We start from the raw sequence: 16,580 nt of genomic DNA, 5'->3' as shown, positions 1-16,580 counted from the left end.
CGGATCGAGGCAGGGGGCCCGGTGATGGGATCGGAACGGTGTGGTCGCCGACGTGGCGGGAAGATCCTGCTGGCCGGGCTCGCCCTGATGCTGGCGGTGACCGCGTGCTCGGAACCGGCCGAGCCCGGCCCCGGCGCCACGGCCTGGATCCCGCCGTCGAGCACCGGCGACCCGACCCTGGACGCGCTCAAGGACGTCGAGCGGTTCTGGGCGGAGGCCTATCCGACGATCGCCGGCGGCGCCGCTTTCACACCGGTGCAGGGCGGCTATCACCCCTACAGCGAGGCGAACCCGCCACCGGCGTGTGGCGGCGAGGTGGCCGTCTATGAGCCCAATGCCTTCTACTGCCCGGCCGGCGATTTCATCGCCTGGGACGAGGAACGGCTGATCCCGCAGATGGAGAGCCAGTTCGGCCGGCTGACCACCGGACTGATCATGGCGCACGAGTACGGCCACGCCGTCCAGTTCCGGCTCGGCATGGCGGACCAGCCGACCATCGTGCTGGAGCAGCAGGCCGACTGCTATGCCGGCGCCTGGCTGGCCGACGCACTGGCCGGCCGGTCCACCGCCTTTCCCGCGATCACCACCGAGCAGCTCGACAGCACCCTGGCCGGCATGCTGAGCATCCGTGACAAGCCGGGCACCTCGGCGACCTCGGCGGGCGCGCACGGCAACGCCTTCGACCGGATCCGGGCACTGCAGGACGGGATGGAGAACGGCGCCACCGTGTGTGCCGGGTACCGGGCCGGCAACCTGCCGGTCACCCAGGTGCCGTTCATCGAGGAACGCGATGCCGCCAGCGGCGGCAACCTGCCGTACCCGGAGGCGGTCGAGATCCTGACCACCGCGGCCGCGGAGTACTGGAGCGGCGCCTATCCCCGGCTCGCGGGCCAGCCGTGGAAAACGTTGCCGGTGCGGCCGTTCGCCACCGGGTCGCCGCCGGACTGCCCGAACCCGGACAGCATCGCCGACGGGGCCGCGTTCTACTGCCCGGAGGGCGACTTCATCGCCTTCGACAACGAGAAACTCGGGCCCACGCTGTACGACAGCGCCGGCGACAACGCGGTCGGGATGCTGCTCGGTGACCTGTACGCCCGGGCCGCCCAGCATCGCCGGGGCGCGTCGACCCAGGGCGCGGACGGCCAGCTCACGGTGGACTGCCTGAACGGGTCGTGGGTCAACGATCTGCTGAAACGGGAGGGGGCCGCGCCGATCAAGCTGTCACCCGGCGACCTGGACGAGGCGGTGGCCACGCTGCTGGCGTTCGGCCGGGCCACGGCCGGCAGCGGCCCGACCGGATTCGAGCGCATCGCCTCGTACCGGGAAGGGGTGCTCGAAGGTCTTGCCGCCTGCACCTGAGAAGCCGGATCAGAGGATGCCGAGCCGGCGGGCCCGGGCCACCGCCTCGCTGCGCCGGGCCGCGCCGAGCTTGCGATAGATGGCTTTCATGTGGGCCTTGACGGTGTTGACGGAGACGCCGAGGCCGGCGGCGATCTCGGCGGCGGTCAACATGGTGGGCAGGTACCGCAGGACTTCGATCTCGCGTTCGCTGAGTCCCTGCTCGGCAGCCACGTCGCCGGCCTGCCTCCCGCGCGGACCGAGGTGGCCGGGCAGCTGATCGAGGAACGCGGAGGTGCCGCCGAGCAGTTGCAGGCGGTGCAGCAGGCCGTCGAGGCGGCTGCCGGCCAGGGCGGCGAACGGACGGCGGACACCTTCCCGGGCGGCCAGGGCGACGGCGCGGCCGAGCCGATCGACCGCCTGGGCGCCGTGTCCGCGCGCCTCGGCCACCAGGGCGCCCAGCACGTCCGCCTCGACGGTGACGACGGCCGGGGACAGCGTGCTGGGCCCGAGATCCAGCAGTTCCTCGGCTCGGGACAGATCGTGGGCGGCGTACGCGAACCGGGCGCGCGCGACGCGGTGCGCCTGGTCCAGGGCCGTGTTCGACGGGAGCGGGGCGTTCCGCAGGCCGGCCGGCTCGGCGGCGCCGGCGGCCAGCTCCACCTCGGCGTCGATCAGCGACAGCCACCGGTCCAAGGTGGGCGCCCGCAGCGCCGGGCCGCGGCCGAGGCGGGCCTCGTCCAGGAAGAGCCGCGCCCGGCCGGGCTCGCCCCAGGCCACCGCCAGCCGCGCCTCGATGACCAGCGAGACGACGCGCTGCGCGGCCTCCGGATTGCTGTCATGGGCGCGGACCCCCTGGCGCAGGGCCTCCCGGGCCGCGTCGAGCTCCTGGCGTTCCAGGTCCACGAGGGCCTGCGCGAAATGGGCGGCCACCGCCTGGAGCGTGTACCGCCAGCCCCGCTGCTCGGCCAGGGCGCGGGCGCCGGCCGCGAGCTGAGCGGCCTCGTCGACCGAGCCGCACAGGACCTGGAGCAGCGCCAGATGGCCGGCGGCGTTGATCTCGGTCAGTTCCAGGCCGGCTGTGCGGGCGGCGTTGACGCCGGCCCGGAGGTCGCGGGCGGCCGCCTCGGGCCGGCCGTTCCACAACAGGGCGAGTCCGCGGTGGTTCAGCGCGATGGCGCGTTGCTGGGTCGCCACCACGCCGTCGCCCGAGACACCGGTGGCGAGCAGGTCGAGCAGGCCGGTGCTGACGCTGATCACCCCGGGCATGTTGCCCACGACGCGTTCCGCCAGCATCTCGGGGGTGAACAGCATGGCCTCGGTGCGGCGCCGGGCGGCGTCGTCCCGGTGGCGCAGCATCGCCCGCACCCGGGCGATGCGTTCCGGGATGGCCGCGTAGTCGCCGGCGTGGAAGAGCAGCACCACGGTGCAGAAGACCAGCTCCGGCGTCGAGGACGCCGCCTCCGGCGGCACCCGCCGGACGATCTTCAGGAGGGCGCCCTGCTGTGGGGAGAGGATCATCGGAGCGCCATGGGTGGCCACGATCTCTCCGACGTACGGCCAGTCGCCGGCCGTGACGGCATGGTTCAGCGCTTCCAGGACGGAGTTGTTCGCCGCGTACCAGCGGGCGGCACGCCGGTGCAGCTCGGCCACCGCGGTCGGGTCCTCGAGCGCCAGTCGGTGTGCCAGCGCGTCGCGCAGCAGATGGTGATAGCGGAACCAGAGCGGTTTCGGGCCCAGCCGGACGACGAAGTCGTTCTCCTCCTCCAGCTGTTCCAGCCGGCGCTGCCCGTCCGGCTCCCCGTTGATGGCGTTGGCCAGGTCGGCGCAGATCCGCTCACAGACGCTCGTACGCAGCAGGAACCGCCGCTCCGCCGGCGGCAGGCCGCCCAGGACCTCGTTGGTCAGATAGTCGTCGACGCCGCGGACGTCACCGGCGAAGTCGGTGACGGAGCGGACACCGTCACCGGCGGCCAGGAAGCCGGCGCCGAGCCGCAGCCCGGCAGCCCAGCCCTCGGTGCGTGCCAGCAACTGGTCCACCTCGCCGGGAGCGAGGCGCAGGCCGTGCCCGTGCACCATGGCGGCCGCCTCGGCGCCGGTGAACGCCAGGTCGTCCGCCCGGATCTCGGTGATCTGGTCGTTCCCCCGGGGAAGGCGCAGCGCCGGCGCGGGCGGCAGCCGGCTGATCAGGATGACGCGCAGCGACGCCCGTGGGTGCCGGAGCAGGTCACCCACCTCGCGCAGGATCTGCCTGTCGTCGATCTCGTGGAAGTCGTCCAGGACCAGCACCGCCGGGCCCGGGAGCCGGCCGAACCCGGCGGACAACAGGCGCCCGCGCCCGCGCTCGTCCGCGGGCACCGACACCAGCTCGGCGAACGGGTGGCCGGGCGGGACCGCGCCGGCGGCGCGCAGCGCCGCCAACAGGTATTCCCAGAACAGCTGCGGGTCGTTGTCGTGGTGGTCCAGGCTGAGCCAGGCGACCGGCGCCGGTCGCGTCCGGGCCCAGGCGGAGACCAGCATGGTCTTGCCCCAGCCGGCGCCCGCGCAGACCAGGGTCACCGGTCGCCGGGACCCGGCGTCGAGCAGCTCGAACAGGCGCCGCCGGTCGACGCCGGCACGGATCTGCCGCGGTGGGGCGGTCTTGGCGACGACCAGTGGCGAGAGCACGACCGGGCCGGCCGGGTGTCGCGAGGCGGTCATGGCGCCGCGGTACCGGGGCTGATCCTGCGCAGGGCGGTGACCGCCGCGAGAGCGCTGCCGGCGGCGAGCACTGCCAGCGCCGGGCCGTAGCCGCCGTACCAGCTGAACGAGTAACCCATCAGCAGTGGGCTGACGAAGCCGGCGAGCCCGGCGAGGGCGCAGACCACCCCGGTGACCAGGCCGATCATGGAGGCCGGGGCCACCGCGGCGATCTGGGCGATGACGGCGGTGTTGACGACGCCGAGGCCGACCGCGATCACCGGGAGGGTGACGGCCAGCGTCACCGCCAGCGGCGGGGTCGTCGCCTGCGTCGCGGTGGCGGCGGTCAGCACGACCATGGCCGTCGCGAGTGGCCGGCGCGGGCGGAACCGGTCCGCCAGCCATCCTCCGAAGGGACGGGTGAGAACGGAGAGCAGGACGAACACGGCCAGCACGTCGCCGGCCCGGACCGGACTCAGCCGGTAGGTGTTCACCAGGTACAACGGCAGGGTGGCGGAGAACGTCGCGAACAGGGCCAGGCTGACCGTGTACCAGACGGCTGCCTGCCGGGTGATGGGTAGTCGTACCGCCGCCCGCAGGCCGGTCCGCACCGGCGTCTCCGGCGGCGGCTGTGCCGGGGCGTCCCGGGCGGCCACCCCCGCCACCACGCCGAACACGGCCAGCGCTGTGGCGGTGACCAGGAACGGGGCCGCCAGGCCGTATTCCTGGGTCAGCCGGACAGCGGTGAAACCGCCGATCGCGTTGCCGCACAGGCCGGCACCCACCGCGCCGATGGCCAGCCCTCGGTACCGGCCGGGGAACCACGCGCTGACGAACGGCACCCCGACGGTCAGCATGGTGCCGGCGACCCCGAGCAGGAACGCCCCGAGCAACAGGGCCGGCACCGAGCGGATCCCGGCGGTGGCCAGCAGCAGCAGGGCGGCGACCGTCGCGGCGGTCACCAGCACGAACACCCACCGGCCACCGAACCGGTCGGTCAGCGCGCCGACCGGCACCCGGCCCAGCGTGCCCACCAGCACCGGCAACGCCACCGCCAGCGCCTGCTGCGGCGACGTCAGCCCGAGCCGGTCGTCCAGCAACGGCGCCAGCGGCGCCATCATCGCCCACGCCCACGACGCCAGCACGTAACCCAGCACCGCGACGGCGAGCATCGCGCGGCGGTCCGGCCCGCTCCTCAGCGCCGGCGAGCTCTGATCCACTGCCATCAGTGCCACCCCCGGCATCCCTGCTGGACTATCCAGGGTCCGCACCGGGCTGGCAAGATCGCTGTCAAGATCCTGTCTCGGCCTCCCCGAAGACGGTCGACCAGTCGTTCCGCATGCTCACGACCGTCCAGCCATGGCGATCGGCCTCGTCCAGGGCCTCATCCGCGCCGGCGGTGTACGCGAACTCGCGCTCCTTGTCGTCGTGCCGCACCAGCAGCCGCAGAAACGGTTTGGCCGGGTCCTGGGCGAAATGCAGCATCGGGATGTCGCCGTTGGAGTTGCCGGCGGCGAGCAGCGGCCGCCGGCCGGTGCGGTTCCAGATCCGGACGGGCTTCTCCGGGCCGTCGTCCAGATAGTCGGCCTCGGCCCGGCGGACGATCGAGCCGCCGCGCTCGCCGGCGCGGTAGGACAGTGCGACGGCGCTGCCGATCACCCGCTCGCGCGAGATGCCGTACACCTCCTGGCTGATCGGCCGCATGAAGTCCCGGCCGCCGCCGGACACGATGTAGTTGGCGAAGCCGTTGGCGGCGAGGTGGTCGAGCAGCTCGATCATCGGGGTGTACGCGCAACGCAGATAACCCCGGCCCAGGGTCGGATGGTCGGTGGTGCGCAGGAAGGCCGCCGACCGGTCCTCGAACTCCTCGACGTCCATCCCGCCGAAGGCGGCCAGGATGCCCGCCGCGACGACGCCGACGTTGCGGTCGTCGCCGGCGTAGTGCTCCACCATGACGGCGTCGAGCCAGGCGTAATCCCGTTCGTACGCCGCCTTCCAGGGTTGCCGGGTCCGCAGCGCGGGATCGGCCCCGGCCATCTCGGTGAGCCGCCGCAGGATGAAGTCGAGCTGGATCGGCAGGGGCTTCTCGCACCACAGGGTGCCGTCGTTGTCGAAGACGGCCACGCGTTCCTCGGCCGGAACCTCACGCACCGCGCGCCGGACGAAGTCCAGCACCGCGCCCCTCGCGCCGGTGTCCCGCCAACTGGCCAGCGGTGGCTCGGTCGCATGTCTCATGTCGTCAGTGGTCACCGGCCCAGCATCAGCCGGGACACCCGGCCGGTCCTCACCCGCGAGGGATGAGGCGACCGGCCGGGGCGGCGGCGTTCACTGCCGGAGAAAGCGCCACTCGACGTCAACAACGCGGAGGCTGACGATGCCGACGGATCGGCCCAACATCCTCGTCATCTGGGGTGACGACATCGGAATCTCCAACCTGAGCTGTTACAGCGACGGGCTGATGGGTTACCGGACCCCGAACATCGATCGGATCGCGGCCGAGGGAGCCCGGTTCACCGACTACTACGGCGAACAGAGCTGCACCGCCGGGCGGGCGGCGTTCATCTGCGGGCAGAACCCGATCCGTACCGGACTCACCAAGGTCGGGATGCCGGGAGCCGAGGTGGGGCTGCAGGCGGAGGACCCGACCATCGCGACCGCGCTGAAGGCACACGGGTACGCGACCGGCCAGTTCGGCAAGAACCACCTCGGCGACCGCGACGAGCACCTGCCGACGGTGCACGGCTTCGACGAGTTCTTCGGCAACCTCTACCACCTCAACGCGGAGGAGGAGCCCGAGCTGGCGGACTACCCGACGCCCGAGGAGATGCCCGACTTCCGCAAGCAGTTCGGCCCGCGCGGCGTCATCCACTCCTGGGCGGAGAAGGACGGCACCCAGCGCATCGAGGACACCGGTCCGCTGACCAGGAAGCGGATGGAGACCGTCGACGACGAATTTCTCGCCGCGGCATCCACCTTCATCCGGGACAAGGCCGGTGCGGAGGAGCCCTTCTTCGTCTGGTTCAACGCCACCCACATGCATTTCCGTACGCACGTCAAGCCGGAGAGCAGAGGCCAGGCGGGGCGGTGGCAGTCCGATTACCACGACGCGATGGTCGACCACGACAAACTGGTCGGTGAGTTGCTGGGGCTCGTCGACGAGCTGGGCATCGCGGAGAACACCATCGTCGTCTACTCCACCGACAACGGCCCGCACATGAACACCTGGCCGGACGGCGGCATGACACCGTTCCGGGGCGAGAAGAACTCGAACTGGGAAGGCGCCTACCGGGTGCCGGCGGTGGTGCGGTGGCCGGGCCGGGTCGCACCCGGGACCGTGTTCAACGGCATCGTCAGCCATGCCGACTGGTTCCCGACCCTGCTGGCCGCGGCCGGCGTGCCGGACATAGTCGATCAGTTGAAGGCCGGCGCCGACCTCGACGGCACCCGCTTCCAGGTGCACCTCGACGGCCATGACCAGAGCGCCTACCTCGCGGGTGAGGTGCCGGAGAGCCCGCGGCGCCACTTCTTCTACGTCTCCGACGACGGCGACCTGACAGCGGTCCGGGTCGACCACTGGAAGATGGTGTTCATGGAGCAGCGTGCGCCCGGCACGTTGCGGGTGTGGGCCGAACCGTTCACCGCGCTGCGGGTGCCGAAGATCTTCAATCTGCGCACCGACCCGTACGAGCGGGCGGACATCACCTCGAACACGTATTACGACTGGGTGCTAGACCACGCGTGGCTGGTCGTGCCGATGCAGGCGTACGTGAACAAGATGCTGCAGAGCTTCGCCGCGTTCCCGCGCCGCCAGGAGCCGGCCAGCTTCAGCCTGGAGCAGGTGCTGGCCAAACTGCAGAGCGGGATCGGCAGCGCATGACCGAGCCGGCCACCACGTACGCGCCCGGTGTCGCGCCGGCCGACGACATGGTGTGGGTCCCCGGGAGCGCGTTCCGGATGGGCTCCGACCAGCACTACCCGGAAGAGGCCCCGGCCCGCACGGTGCGGGTCGACGGCCTCTGGGTGGCCCGGACCACGGTGACGAACGCGGCCTTCGCCGCGTTCGTCGCCGCCACCGGGTACCGGACCGTCGCCGAGCGGCCGCTGGACCCGGCGGACTTCCCCGGCGCGCCGCCGGCGAACCTGGTGGCCGGCTCGATGGTGTTCGTCGGCACGCCGGGACCGGTCGACCTGCGCCATCTCAGCCAGTGGTGGGCCTGGACCCCGGGCGCCTGCTGGCGGCGGCCGGAGGGTCCGGGCAGCCACCTCGGCGGCCGCGCGGACCATCCGGTGGTGCACGTCGCCTACGAGGACGCCGAGGCGTACGCGACCTGGGCCGGGCTGGCCCTGCCCACCGAGGCCCAGTGGGAGCACGCGGCCCGCGGCGGCCTCGACGGGGCGGCCTACACCTGGGGAGACGACCCGGAACGGCCGGGGCGGCCGAGGGCGAACTACTGGCACGGTGACTTCCCGTGGCGCGCGGCGAAGGGTTACGGCCGGACCCGGCCCGTCGGTTCGTTCCCGGCCAACGGCTACGGCCTGGCCGACATGGCCGGCAACGTCTGGGAATGGACCCGGGACTGGTACGCCGAACGCCGGTGGGCCGGCCTGTCGTCCTGCTGTTCGCCGCACGACCCGCGCGGGGGAGAGCGGGAGGACAGCTTCGACCCGGCGCAGCCGCAGATCCGGGTGCCCCGGAAGGTCGTCAAAGGTGGCTCGTTCCTGTGCGCGGACAGTTACTGCCTGCGGTATCGGCCGGCCGCCCGCCGCCCGCACATGGTGGACACCGGCATGAGCCACATCGGCTTCCGCTGCGTGGCCCCCGCCACGGGTTGATCCGCCGCCGGCGGTCAGTGGCGGATCTCGCGGCCGTGGACCGCGAGGGCATAGATGCAGAGCACGTTCAACGCGATGGTGATGATGCCCCAGGCGGGGGACGCCGGCAGGAACACCAGGTTGGCCAGCGCGCTGATCGAGGCGACGATGATGCCGACGACCCTGGCCCAGGTCTGGCCGGCGAGCACGCCGAGCCCGGCGCACCCGGCGGCCACCCCGATCGCCAGGTGCGTCCAGCCCCAGGCGGTGAAGTCCGCCGTGAGCGGCAGCCCACCGGGGGTGACCACGAAGTAGTCGTCCCGCACCAGGGCGATCAGCCCTTCCATGATCTGGAAGCAGCCGACCATCAGCAGCATCACACCGGCGTAGAGGACCACGCCCACCCAAGCGCTCGGTTGCTTCGTCCTGACCATCGATCTCTCCTGCCCGTCCTGCCGGCGACCTGTCCTCCGAGACTCACCGGTGGGAGGGGCCGGGGCCTCATCCGGAGGGAATGAACGCCCCGAAGGATCGAAGAGTGACGATCGCGGCACCGACGGTCACGGTTATCCGAAACGGGTGATGCGGATGACCCGGAGCGCGGCGAGTCTGTACGAGGAGTTCAACGCCGACGCTCCGCGGAGGGAATCGACGTGACCATCGAACTGATCGCGAATTCACCCCGGAAATCCCTCCCCGAGTCGGCCGGCTCGTTGCTCGCCTCCAAGTTCGCGGTCCCGGCCGCCCCGCCGTTCATGGTCGCCCGCCCCGCCCTGCTGGCGTGGGTGACCGAAGCCGTCCGCAACCCGGTCACTCTGATCACCGGCGTGGCCGGCAGCGGGAAGACCCAGTTGCTGGCCTCCTGGGTGCGCAGCGGCGCGGTGGACTGGCCGGTCGCCTGGATAACGCTGGAGGACGGCGACGAGCATGCGTCGACCTTCTGGACCTATGTCATGGAGGGACTGCGCCGGGCCGGCGTGCCGGTGCCGGCACTGGCTCCGGCCGCGCCCGGCGCACCGGCGAGCCGGGCCGCCCTCGGGCAGCTCGCCGCCGTGATCGACAGGCATCCCAGCCCGGTCGTCCTCGTCCTGGACGGGGCGTCCCAGCTCCCCGGCCGAGCCTGGGCCGACGAACTGGACTTCCTGCTCACCCATGTGACCGGGCTACGAGCCGTTCTCACCGGCCGGTGGGACCCGCCGCTGCCGCTCTACCGGTACCGCCTCACCGGGACGCTTCCGGCGCTGCGCACCGCCGACCTGGCGTTCACCCCGGCCGAGACCGGGCTTCTGATGGCCATGCACGACGTGACGCTGGGTGCGGAGGACCTCCTCGCGGTGCTGGAGCACACCGAGGGCTGGGCGGCCGGCATCCGGTTCTGTGCCAGCGTGCTGCAGGGCAGCGGCGACGCCGCACAGCTGGTGTCCAGCATCTCCGGGGGAGAGGCAGCCATCGCGGAGTACTTCATCGGCGAGGTGCTCCGCCTGCAGCCGCCCGAGGTGCGACGGTTCCTCCTCGAGACCAGTGTGCTCGGCACGTTCACGCCGGAGCTCGCCGCCGCGGTCACCGCCCGCCCCGACGCGTACCGCCTGCTCGCCACCCTCACCAGGGAGAACGCCTTCATCCAGCCGGTCGCCGAGGGCTCGAACCTCTACCGCTACCACCGCCTCTTCGCCGAGCTGCTGCAGGCGCAGCTGGCCTGGTCGGAGCCGGGCCACGTGGCCGTCCTGCACCAGCGGGCCGCCGATTGGCTGGCCGGCCGCGGTGAACTCGTCGAAGCGGTCGGCCACGCCGTCGCCGCCGGCGACTGGGGCCGGGCGGGCGCGATGGTGGTCGAGGACTATGCGATCGGCCGGCTCGCGGTCGAAGGCGGTGCGGGACGGCTCGGCGGGCTGTTCGCCCGGCTGCCGGAGCACGTGGAACTGCCCGAGGTCGTGCTGGTCCGGGCCGCGCTGGCCTACGGCGACGGCCGGACCGAGCCGGCCGAGGCGCACCTGGCGCACGCCGGGACGCTGCTCAGCGTGCAGGGCAGCGACTGCGCCGACGGGCTCACCCTGACCTGCTTCGTCATGCAGATCCTGCTGGCCGCGGAGCGCGCCGACCCGGCGCGGGTGATGATGTTGCGGCCGATCGCGGACAAGTTCCTCGCCGTGGCCCCGAAGGACCGGCTGGCCCGGCACCCCGAGATGCGCGCGCTGCTGCTCGCGGCCGAGGGCTCGGCGCACAGCCAGGCCGGCGCCGTCGATGCGGCAGCGGCCGTTCTCACCGAGGCGGCGGCGGCCGTACCGGTCGCGAGCGAATCCCTGAAGATCAGGTGCCTGGAGCACCTGGCGGTGATCGAGGCGTACCGGGGCCGGCTGGGCCGCGCCCACCAGGTGGCCCGGCAGGCGCTCGATCTGGCCGGTCAGTGCGGCCTGCGCCGGCTCGGGGCCGGCCCCGGCCGCTGGCCGGCCGCCGCCGAGGCCGTGCTCGCCTGGGTGGCGCTGGAACGCTACGACCTCGAGGCCGCCGACCAGAATCTGCGCGCTGCCGAGGAGACCTGCCGGCCGGAGGCGGGCGGGCTCGCCGGCGCCGCCTACGCCATCGTGGCGGCGCGCCGGTCGCAGACCCGCGGGGACCTGCCCGCCGCGACGGCCGTCCTGCGCGCCGCCGCGGGCAGCGAGACGGCTCCGCCGGTCTGGCTCGCCCGTGCAGTGGAACTCGTGCTGGTCGGCATGTCGGCGACGGCCGGCCCGCCGGACGAGGCGGCGCTCGCCTTCCTCGACCGGTTCCCCGAACCGGACGCACCGGAGCTGCTGGTCGTCCGGGCGGCGCTCCTGCTGCGGCGCGGCGAGAAGGCCGGGGCGTACGACCTGGCCCGCGCCGTGGCCGGCACCACCGACGTGGCGACGCCCGTCGCCCTGGACGCCTGGCTGCTGCTGGCGACCATCGCCGCCGGGAACGACGACGGCCCGGGCGTGCGTGCGGCGGTGAGCCGGGCGTTGCGGATCGCGGCTCCGGAGTCGTACCGCCGCCCGTTCAACCAGGTGTGGGGCAGGCTCAGCCGGATGCTGCGCGACGACGAGCGGCTCACCCTGCGACAGCGGGCGCCCGGCGCCGAGCTGCCGGGACAGGCCACCGGTGAGCCGCTCGTCGTCGAGGCGCTGAGCAAGCGGGAACTCGACGTCCTGCGCGGGATGGCGGAGATGCTGCCGACCGAGGAGATCGCGGCCGCCATGTACGTCTCGGTCAACACGGTGAAGACCCATGTGCGGAGTATCCTGCGCAAACTCTCCGCCTCCCGGCGCAACGAGGCGGTCCGCCGGGCCCGCGCGCTCAACCTGATCTGAGGCCACGGGCGGCTCTCACCCTCGTGGGATGAGGCTTCGCGGCGCGGACCGGACCAGGCTGAGCCGGTACATCGGAGGAGATTCCGTAGCCAGGGAGCGTGCGATGCCTGAGGCGACATACCGGGTCCGGGTTTCCGGGAGGATCCCGCCGGAGGTGCTGGCCGAACTGCGTGACATGACGGTGAGCGTGGAGCCGCCGGCGACGGTGCTGCACGGAGCGCTGCCCGACCAGTCGGCCGTGGTGGGGCTGATCTCGCGGATCCACGGGCTCGGACTGCGGTTGATCGAGGTCCGGCGGCTGCCCGGGGACGACGCGCCGGCCCGTCCCGACCACGCGTGAGAAGGAGCCCATGATGCAAGCCACCGAGCACCGAGCCGGCGACACGATCGACGAGACGCCGGCCTCCCGCGTCGGCAGTTGGGTGCGCCTGGTCGCCGGCGTCCTGACGATCGCCCTGGGTGTCGCTGCCTTCGCCTGGCCCGACGCCACCCTGCGCGTGGTCGGATTCCTGTTCGGCCTCAACCTGCTGGCCATCGGGGTGTCCCGGACCGCGGTGTCCTTCATGTCTTTCGGCGCGCCGATGCTGCAACGGACTCTCGGCATCATCTTCGGTGTCTTCGTCGGCATCATCGGCATCGTCTGCCTGCGTAACGTCGCCGGCTCGGTGGCGTTGCTGCTGGTGATCGTCGCGATCGGCTGGCTCCTTGACGGGCTCGCCGAGATCTTCCTGGCGGTCGGCTCCGGCGGCCCCGCCAACGGCTGGCGGATCGCCCTCGGCGTGGCGGCGGTGCTGGCCGCGATCGCGCTGCTCGTCTGGCCCGGGATCGGCCTGGCCACGTTCCTGTTCGTCGGCGCCACGATGATGATTTTCGTGGGTGCCTGCCTGGTGTTCATAGGGATCTCGGGTCTGCGCCGACGGGCTTGAGGGGAGATATGTGGCTGGCCACCTTTGTGTCCTCCGTCATGATTGCTTGGCTAGCCACATAAATCGGTGGCACGGTTGCGTCGTCGCACGATCAGAAGGAGACGACGATGACCACCGCGCTCTGGACCCCGGCCTCAGCCGGCCACCTCAAGCTCGAGCACCGCCTGGTGATGGCCCCGATGACCCGCTCGCGGGCGACGGCGGACGGTGTGCCGACGGAGCTCACCGCCGAGTACTACGCCCAGCGCGCCTCCCTCGGCCTGCTCGTCACCGAAGGCACCCAGCCGTCGCCGGACGGCCAGGGTTACCTGCGCACGCCCGGCATCCACACCCGCGACCAGATCGCCGGCTGGCAGTCGGTCACCGATGCCGTCCACGCCGCCGGCGGGCACGTGTTCCTGCAGCTCATGCACGTCGGACGGATCGCCCACCCCGCCAACACCCCGCACGGGCGCCGGCCCGTCGCCCCCTCACCGGTCGCGCCCGCCGGCGTGATGTTCACCGCCGCGGGCCCGCAGCCGATGCCGGCTCCCCGGGCGCTGACCGGGCCCGAGATCGAGGCGACCGTCGACGACTTCCGCCGGGCGGCCGCCGCGGCTGTCACCGCCGGCGCCGACGGCGTGGAGATCCACGCGGCCAACGGGTACCTCATCCACCAGTTCCTGTCCGACAACGCCAACCAGCGCACCGACGGGTACGGCGGATCGGCACAGGGACGGATCCGCTTCGCCGTCGAGATCGCGCGGGCGGTGGCCGCGGAGATCGGCGCCGCGCGCACCGGCATCCGGATCGCCCCGGGCAACCCGTTCAACGACATCACCGAACACCGCCCCGCCGAGACCCACCACGCGCTGCTGTCCGCGCTGGCGCCGCTCGGCCTGGCCTATCTGCACCTCGTGCACGGCGGCGACGAAGAACTGGCGCGCGGGCTGCGCCGCGCGTGGCCGGGCACGCTGATCGTCAACCGCGGCGGCGCCGGCCTCGGCGCCCGGGTGGCGGACCTCGAGAGCGGCCTGGCCGACCTCGTCTCGGTCGGTGCGATGGCGCTGGCCAACCCCGACCTGCCCGAACGGCTGCGTGCCGGAGCACCGCTCAACACGCCCGACCGCGCTACCTTCTACGGCGGTGACCACCGCGGCTACACCGACTATCCCCGCCTGGAGGCCCAGTGACCCGTCCCCGCCTGGAGGGCCAGTGACGACATCCGACGCCACGCGGGACGCCGCGCTGCCGGCCGCGGACGGCGCCGGCCTGACCGTCCGCACCGGGCCGCTGAGCTTCGCGATCTTCGGGCTCGCCCGGGCACACCGCGGGCTCGCCGCAGCCATGCTCCGGAGGCTGAACCTGCATCCCGGCCAGGAACTGATCCTCATGCAGTTGCTGGACCGGGACGGGCAGACCCAGTCGGAGCTGCTCGCCGCCGTCGGGCTCGACCACTCGACCCTGTCCAAGTCCCTGCGGCGCATGCAGGAGGCCGGCCTGCTGCGCCGCGAGGCCGCCGCCCACGACCGCCGGGTGCAGCTCGTGCACCTCACCGATGCGGGACGAGCCATGCGCGAGCCGCTGGAGCAGATGTGGGCCCGGCTGGAGGAGCTCTCCACCCGGGCGCTGCGACCCGAGCAGGTGCAGGCCTTCGTCGCGCTGGCCGGAACCATCGAGGGCTCCCTGCGCAACGACTAGGCAGCGACCAGTTCGTACACGTTGCCGTCGGGGCCCCGGAAATGCTGCCACGTCGGTCCAGGCTCGCCGAGCAGCTCGACGCCGGCGGCGCGCAGCTCGGCCACCGCGGCGGTGAGGTCACGCACGGCGAACCCGGCGACCGGGCCGGTGTCGAAGTGCTCCTTGCCGCGGTGATCCACATCGAAGATCTCGACGTGGTGCCCGTCGGGCAACGTGAACACCCGGAAGCCCGGTTCCTCGTGCGTCAGCCGCAGCCCCAGCACCCGGGCGTAGAAATCGGCGAGAGCGTCGGCATTCGCGGTACGGACGCCGAGCCAGCCGAGATTCGTGATCTCCATGACCACCTCCTGCGGACATCGAACACCTTCAAGCTCGCTCGAGGTCAAGGGTGGCGGTCAGCGGTTCAGATAAGCGGCCAGGCCGCCGAGCTCCGCACTGGCGATGAACACCGACCGCACGTTGATGATGGCCTCCTCGACGTGCGCGGAGCAGCCCCACGCCGAGTCGCCCCAGGAGTCGGCGATCTTGATTTCGGCCGCCGCGGTGCACCCCGGGCCGCCCCCCAGCTGGCAGTGCTCGGGATGCGGCGCGGCGGCCTGCGTGGCGGCGGCGGCGCGCATCCTGGCGGCGAGCTCCGCCGCGGCGGCTGCGCGCTGCTCGGCCTCGCCGCGCAGTCTGCGCTCGGCTTCCATCGCCCTGGCAAGCTCGTCGTGGGCCGCCTTGGCGCGGGCCTCGGCGGCGGTCTTGGCCTGCTCGATGTGGTGTCGCTCGATGGCCAGGGCGGCGGTGCCGGCGAAGACCCGGGCGAGCGCGAGATCGGTCTCCTGCGGTACGCGCGGAACGCGGTGGTACATCGCGAAGGTGCCCAGCAGGCTGCCGTCCCGGGCCAGGATCGGCGTGGACCAGCAGGCGGCGAGGCCGGCCCGGCCGGCCAGGTCACGGAAGTCGGTCCAGAACGGGTCGGTGGTGATGTCGGTGACGATGACCGGTTGCCGCCGGTGCGCGGCGGTCCCGCAGGAGCCGACGCCTTCGCCGGTGGCAATCCCGTCGATGGCCTCGTTGTAGAACTCCGGCAGGCTGGGGGCGGCGCCGTGGCGCAGGTGCCGGCCGTCGGGGTCGGCGAGCAGGACGGAGACCAGCACCTCCTCCGGCGCCAGGGTCTCGATGCTGCGGGCCATCCCGTCGAGCACGTCGGTCAGCGGCGCCTGCCGGGCGATCTGCTCCAGCAGGGCCCGGTGCTCGATCATCAGTCGTTGAGCCTGCTTGACCTGGGTGGTCTCCACGCCCAGCACATGGATCCCGGTCACCGTGCCGTCGGCGTCCCGGCGTGGCTCGTACGTGAAGTCGAAGAACGCCTCCCGCGCGTCCGGGCCGGCGCCGAGCACGACCCGGGCGTCCCGGCCGGTGTAGGGCTCACCCGTGCGGTAGACCTGGTCCAGCAGCGCGATGAAGTCCTGGCCGTCCATCTCGGGCAGCAGGTCGACGAGCGGGACGCCGGTGCGGGTCCGCTCCTCGCCGATGGTGGCGAAGAACGCCGGGTTCGCCGTCTCCACCAGGTGCTCCGGTCCCGCCAGCGAGGCCAGGACGGCGGTGGACTGCCCGAACAGGGCACGCACGTCCTCGTCGGCCGCCTGCCCGGCGACCACCGGATCCGCGGCGGCCGGCTGCCGTCCTGATACCGCTGTCATGGTGATGCGCCTCTCGCCCGCGGAAATGATCGGCAGCATAGCGGTGTGCCGGGTGCCGCAGCGACGGCCGCCTCCTCAGGACCCGATCGTGTCGACCAGGTGCGGAGCCGTCCACGAGGCGGGCAGGCGCA

The 16,580-nt window shown here is 72.6% G+C and carries 14 protein-coding genes; 8 read left to right on the top strand and 6 right to left on the bottom strand.

Going from position 1 to position 16,580, the window contains the following annotated elements; genetic code table 11:
- Positions 1 to 24 precede the first annotated feature (24 nt).
- A complete protein-coding gene (locus AC0NH5_RS09690) occupies positions 25 to 1,359 on the top strand; it encodes a neutral zinc metallopeptidase (RefSeq protein ID WP_474402110.1) in 1,335 nt (444 codons plus the stop codon).
- 9 nt (positions 1,360 to 1,368) lie between these two features.
- Here AC0NH5_RS09690 and AC0NH5_RS09685 read toward each other — a convergent pair whose 3' ends face one another.
- The 3 genes from AC0NH5_RS09685 to AC0NH5_RS09675 all read right to left on the bottom strand — a co-directional run bounded on the left by AC0NH5_RS09685 (position 1,369) and on the right by AC0NH5_RS09675 (position 6,267).
- Entirely contained in the window at positions 1,369 to 4,038 is a 2,670-nt protein-coding gene (locus AC0NH5_RS09685; protein WP_474402109.1) for a winged helix-turn-helix domain-containing protein, read from the bottom strand.
- Positions 4,035 to 5,243 carry an MFS transporter gene (locus tag AC0NH5_RS09680; RefSeq protein ID WP_474402106.1) on the bottom strand — a complete coding sequence of 403 codons (1,209 nt, stop codon included), beginning with the start codon at positions 5,241 to 5,243 and terminating at the stop codon, positions 4,035 to 4,037. The genes AC0NH5_RS09685 and AC0NH5_RS09680 overlap by 4 nt, the downstream gene beginning before the upstream one ends.
- A gap of 64 nt (positions 5,244 to 5,307) precedes the next feature.
- Positions 5,308 to 6,267, bottom strand: coding sequence for an HAD family hydrolase (locus tag AC0NH5_RS09675; RefSeq protein ID WP_474402103.1), 960 nt, complete (start codon positions 6,265 to 6,267; stop codon positions 5,308 to 5,310).
- Positions 6,268 to 6,391: 124 nt separating this feature from the next.
- Here AC0NH5_RS09675 and AC0NH5_RS09670 point away from each other — a divergent pair, with 124 nt between their 5' ends.
- Together AC0NH5_RS09670 and AC0NH5_RS09665 are read left to right on the top strand one after the other, a co-directional pair.
- The gene (locus AC0NH5_RS09670; protein ID WP_474402101.1) at positions 6,392 to 7,894 is read left to right on the top strand and encodes an arylsulfatase; all 1,503 of its coding nucleotides are present in this window, start codon (positions 6,392 to 6,394) and stop codon (positions 7,892 to 7,894) included.
- Positions 7,891 to 8,850 (top strand): formylglycine-generating enzyme family protein, encoded by a 960-nt coding sequence (locus AC0NH5_RS09665; RefSeq protein ID WP_474402099.1) that lies wholly within the window; start codon positions 7,891 to 7,893, stop codon positions 8,848 to 8,850. Before AC0NH5_RS09670 ends, AC0NH5_RS09665 begins: the two co-directional genes overlap by 4 nt.
- Positions 8,851 to 8,864: 14 nt before the next feature.
- Here the strand turns inward: AC0NH5_RS09665 and AC0NH5_RS09660 are convergent, their stop codons facing one another.
- On the bottom strand, positions 8,865 to 9,263 hold the full coding sequence (locus tag AC0NH5_RS09660) for a DUF7144 family membrane protein (protein ID WP_474402096.1): 399 nt from the start codon (positions 9,261 to 9,263) through the stop codon (positions 8,865 to 8,867).
- A 219-nt stretch (positions 9,264 to 9,482) separates the two neighbouring features.
- On the opposite strand from AC0NH5_RS09660, the gene AC0NH5_RS09655 reads away from it, so the two are divergent.
- The 5 genes from AC0NH5_RS09655 to AC0NH5_RS09635 all read left to right on the top strand — a co-directional run bounded on the left by AC0NH5_RS09655 (position 9,483) and on the right by AC0NH5_RS09635 (position 14,761).
- Positions 9,483 to 12,155, top strand: coding sequence for a helix-turn-helix transcriptional regulator (locus AC0NH5_RS09655; RefSeq protein WP_474402093.1), 2,673 nt, complete (start codon positions 9,483 to 9,485; stop codon positions 12,153 to 12,155).
- A gap of 103 nt (positions 12,156 to 12,258) precedes the next feature.
- Positions 12,259 to 12,495, top strand: coding sequence for a hypothetical protein (locus AC0NH5_RS09650; RefSeq protein ID WP_474402090.1), 237 nt, complete (start codon positions 12,259 to 12,261; stop codon positions 12,493 to 12,495).
- A 10-nt stretch (positions 12,496 to 12,505) separates the two neighbouring features.
- Entirely contained in the window at positions 12,506 to 13,081 is a 576-nt protein-coding gene (locus AC0NH5_RS09645; protein ID WP_474402087.1) for an HdeD family acid-resistance protein, read from the top strand.
- Positions 13,082 to 13,188: 107 nt separating this feature from the next.
- The gene (locus AC0NH5_RS09640) at positions 13,189 to 14,253 is read left to right on the top strand and encodes an alkene reductase (protein WP_474402085.1); all 1,065 of its coding nucleotides are present in this window, start codon (positions 13,189 to 13,191) and stop codon (positions 14,251 to 14,253) included.
- A gap of 22 nt (positions 14,254 to 14,275) precedes the next feature.
- Positions 14,276 to 14,761 carry a MarR family winged helix-turn-helix transcriptional regulator gene (locus AC0NH5_RS09635; protein ID WP_474402083.1) on the top strand — a complete coding sequence of 162 codons (486 nt, stop codon included), beginning with the start codon at positions 14,276 to 14,278 and terminating at the stop codon, positions 14,759 to 14,761.
- Here the strand turns inward: AC0NH5_RS09635 and AC0NH5_RS09630 are convergent.
- On the bottom strand, positions 14,758 to 15,099 hold the full coding sequence (locus AC0NH5_RS09630; protein ID WP_474402081.1) for a VOC family protein: 342 nt from the start codon (positions 15,097 to 15,099) through the stop codon (positions 14,758 to 14,760). The genes AC0NH5_RS09635 and AC0NH5_RS09630 overlap by 4 nt on opposite strands.
- A gap of 57 nt (positions 15,100 to 15,156) precedes the next feature.
- Positions 15,157 to 16,449 carry a GAF domain-containing protein gene (locus AC0NH5_RS09625; RefSeq protein WP_474402078.1) on the bottom strand — a complete coding sequence of 431 codons (1,293 nt, stop codon included), beginning with the start codon at positions 16,447 to 16,449 and terminating at the stop codon, positions 15,157 to 15,159.
- Positions 16,450 to 16,580: the final 131 nt, after the last annotated feature.

It is taken from the genome of Actinoplanes sp. 13, assembly GCF_056134165.1.
This window is presented reverse-complemented; position numbering and strand designations above follow the sequence as displayed.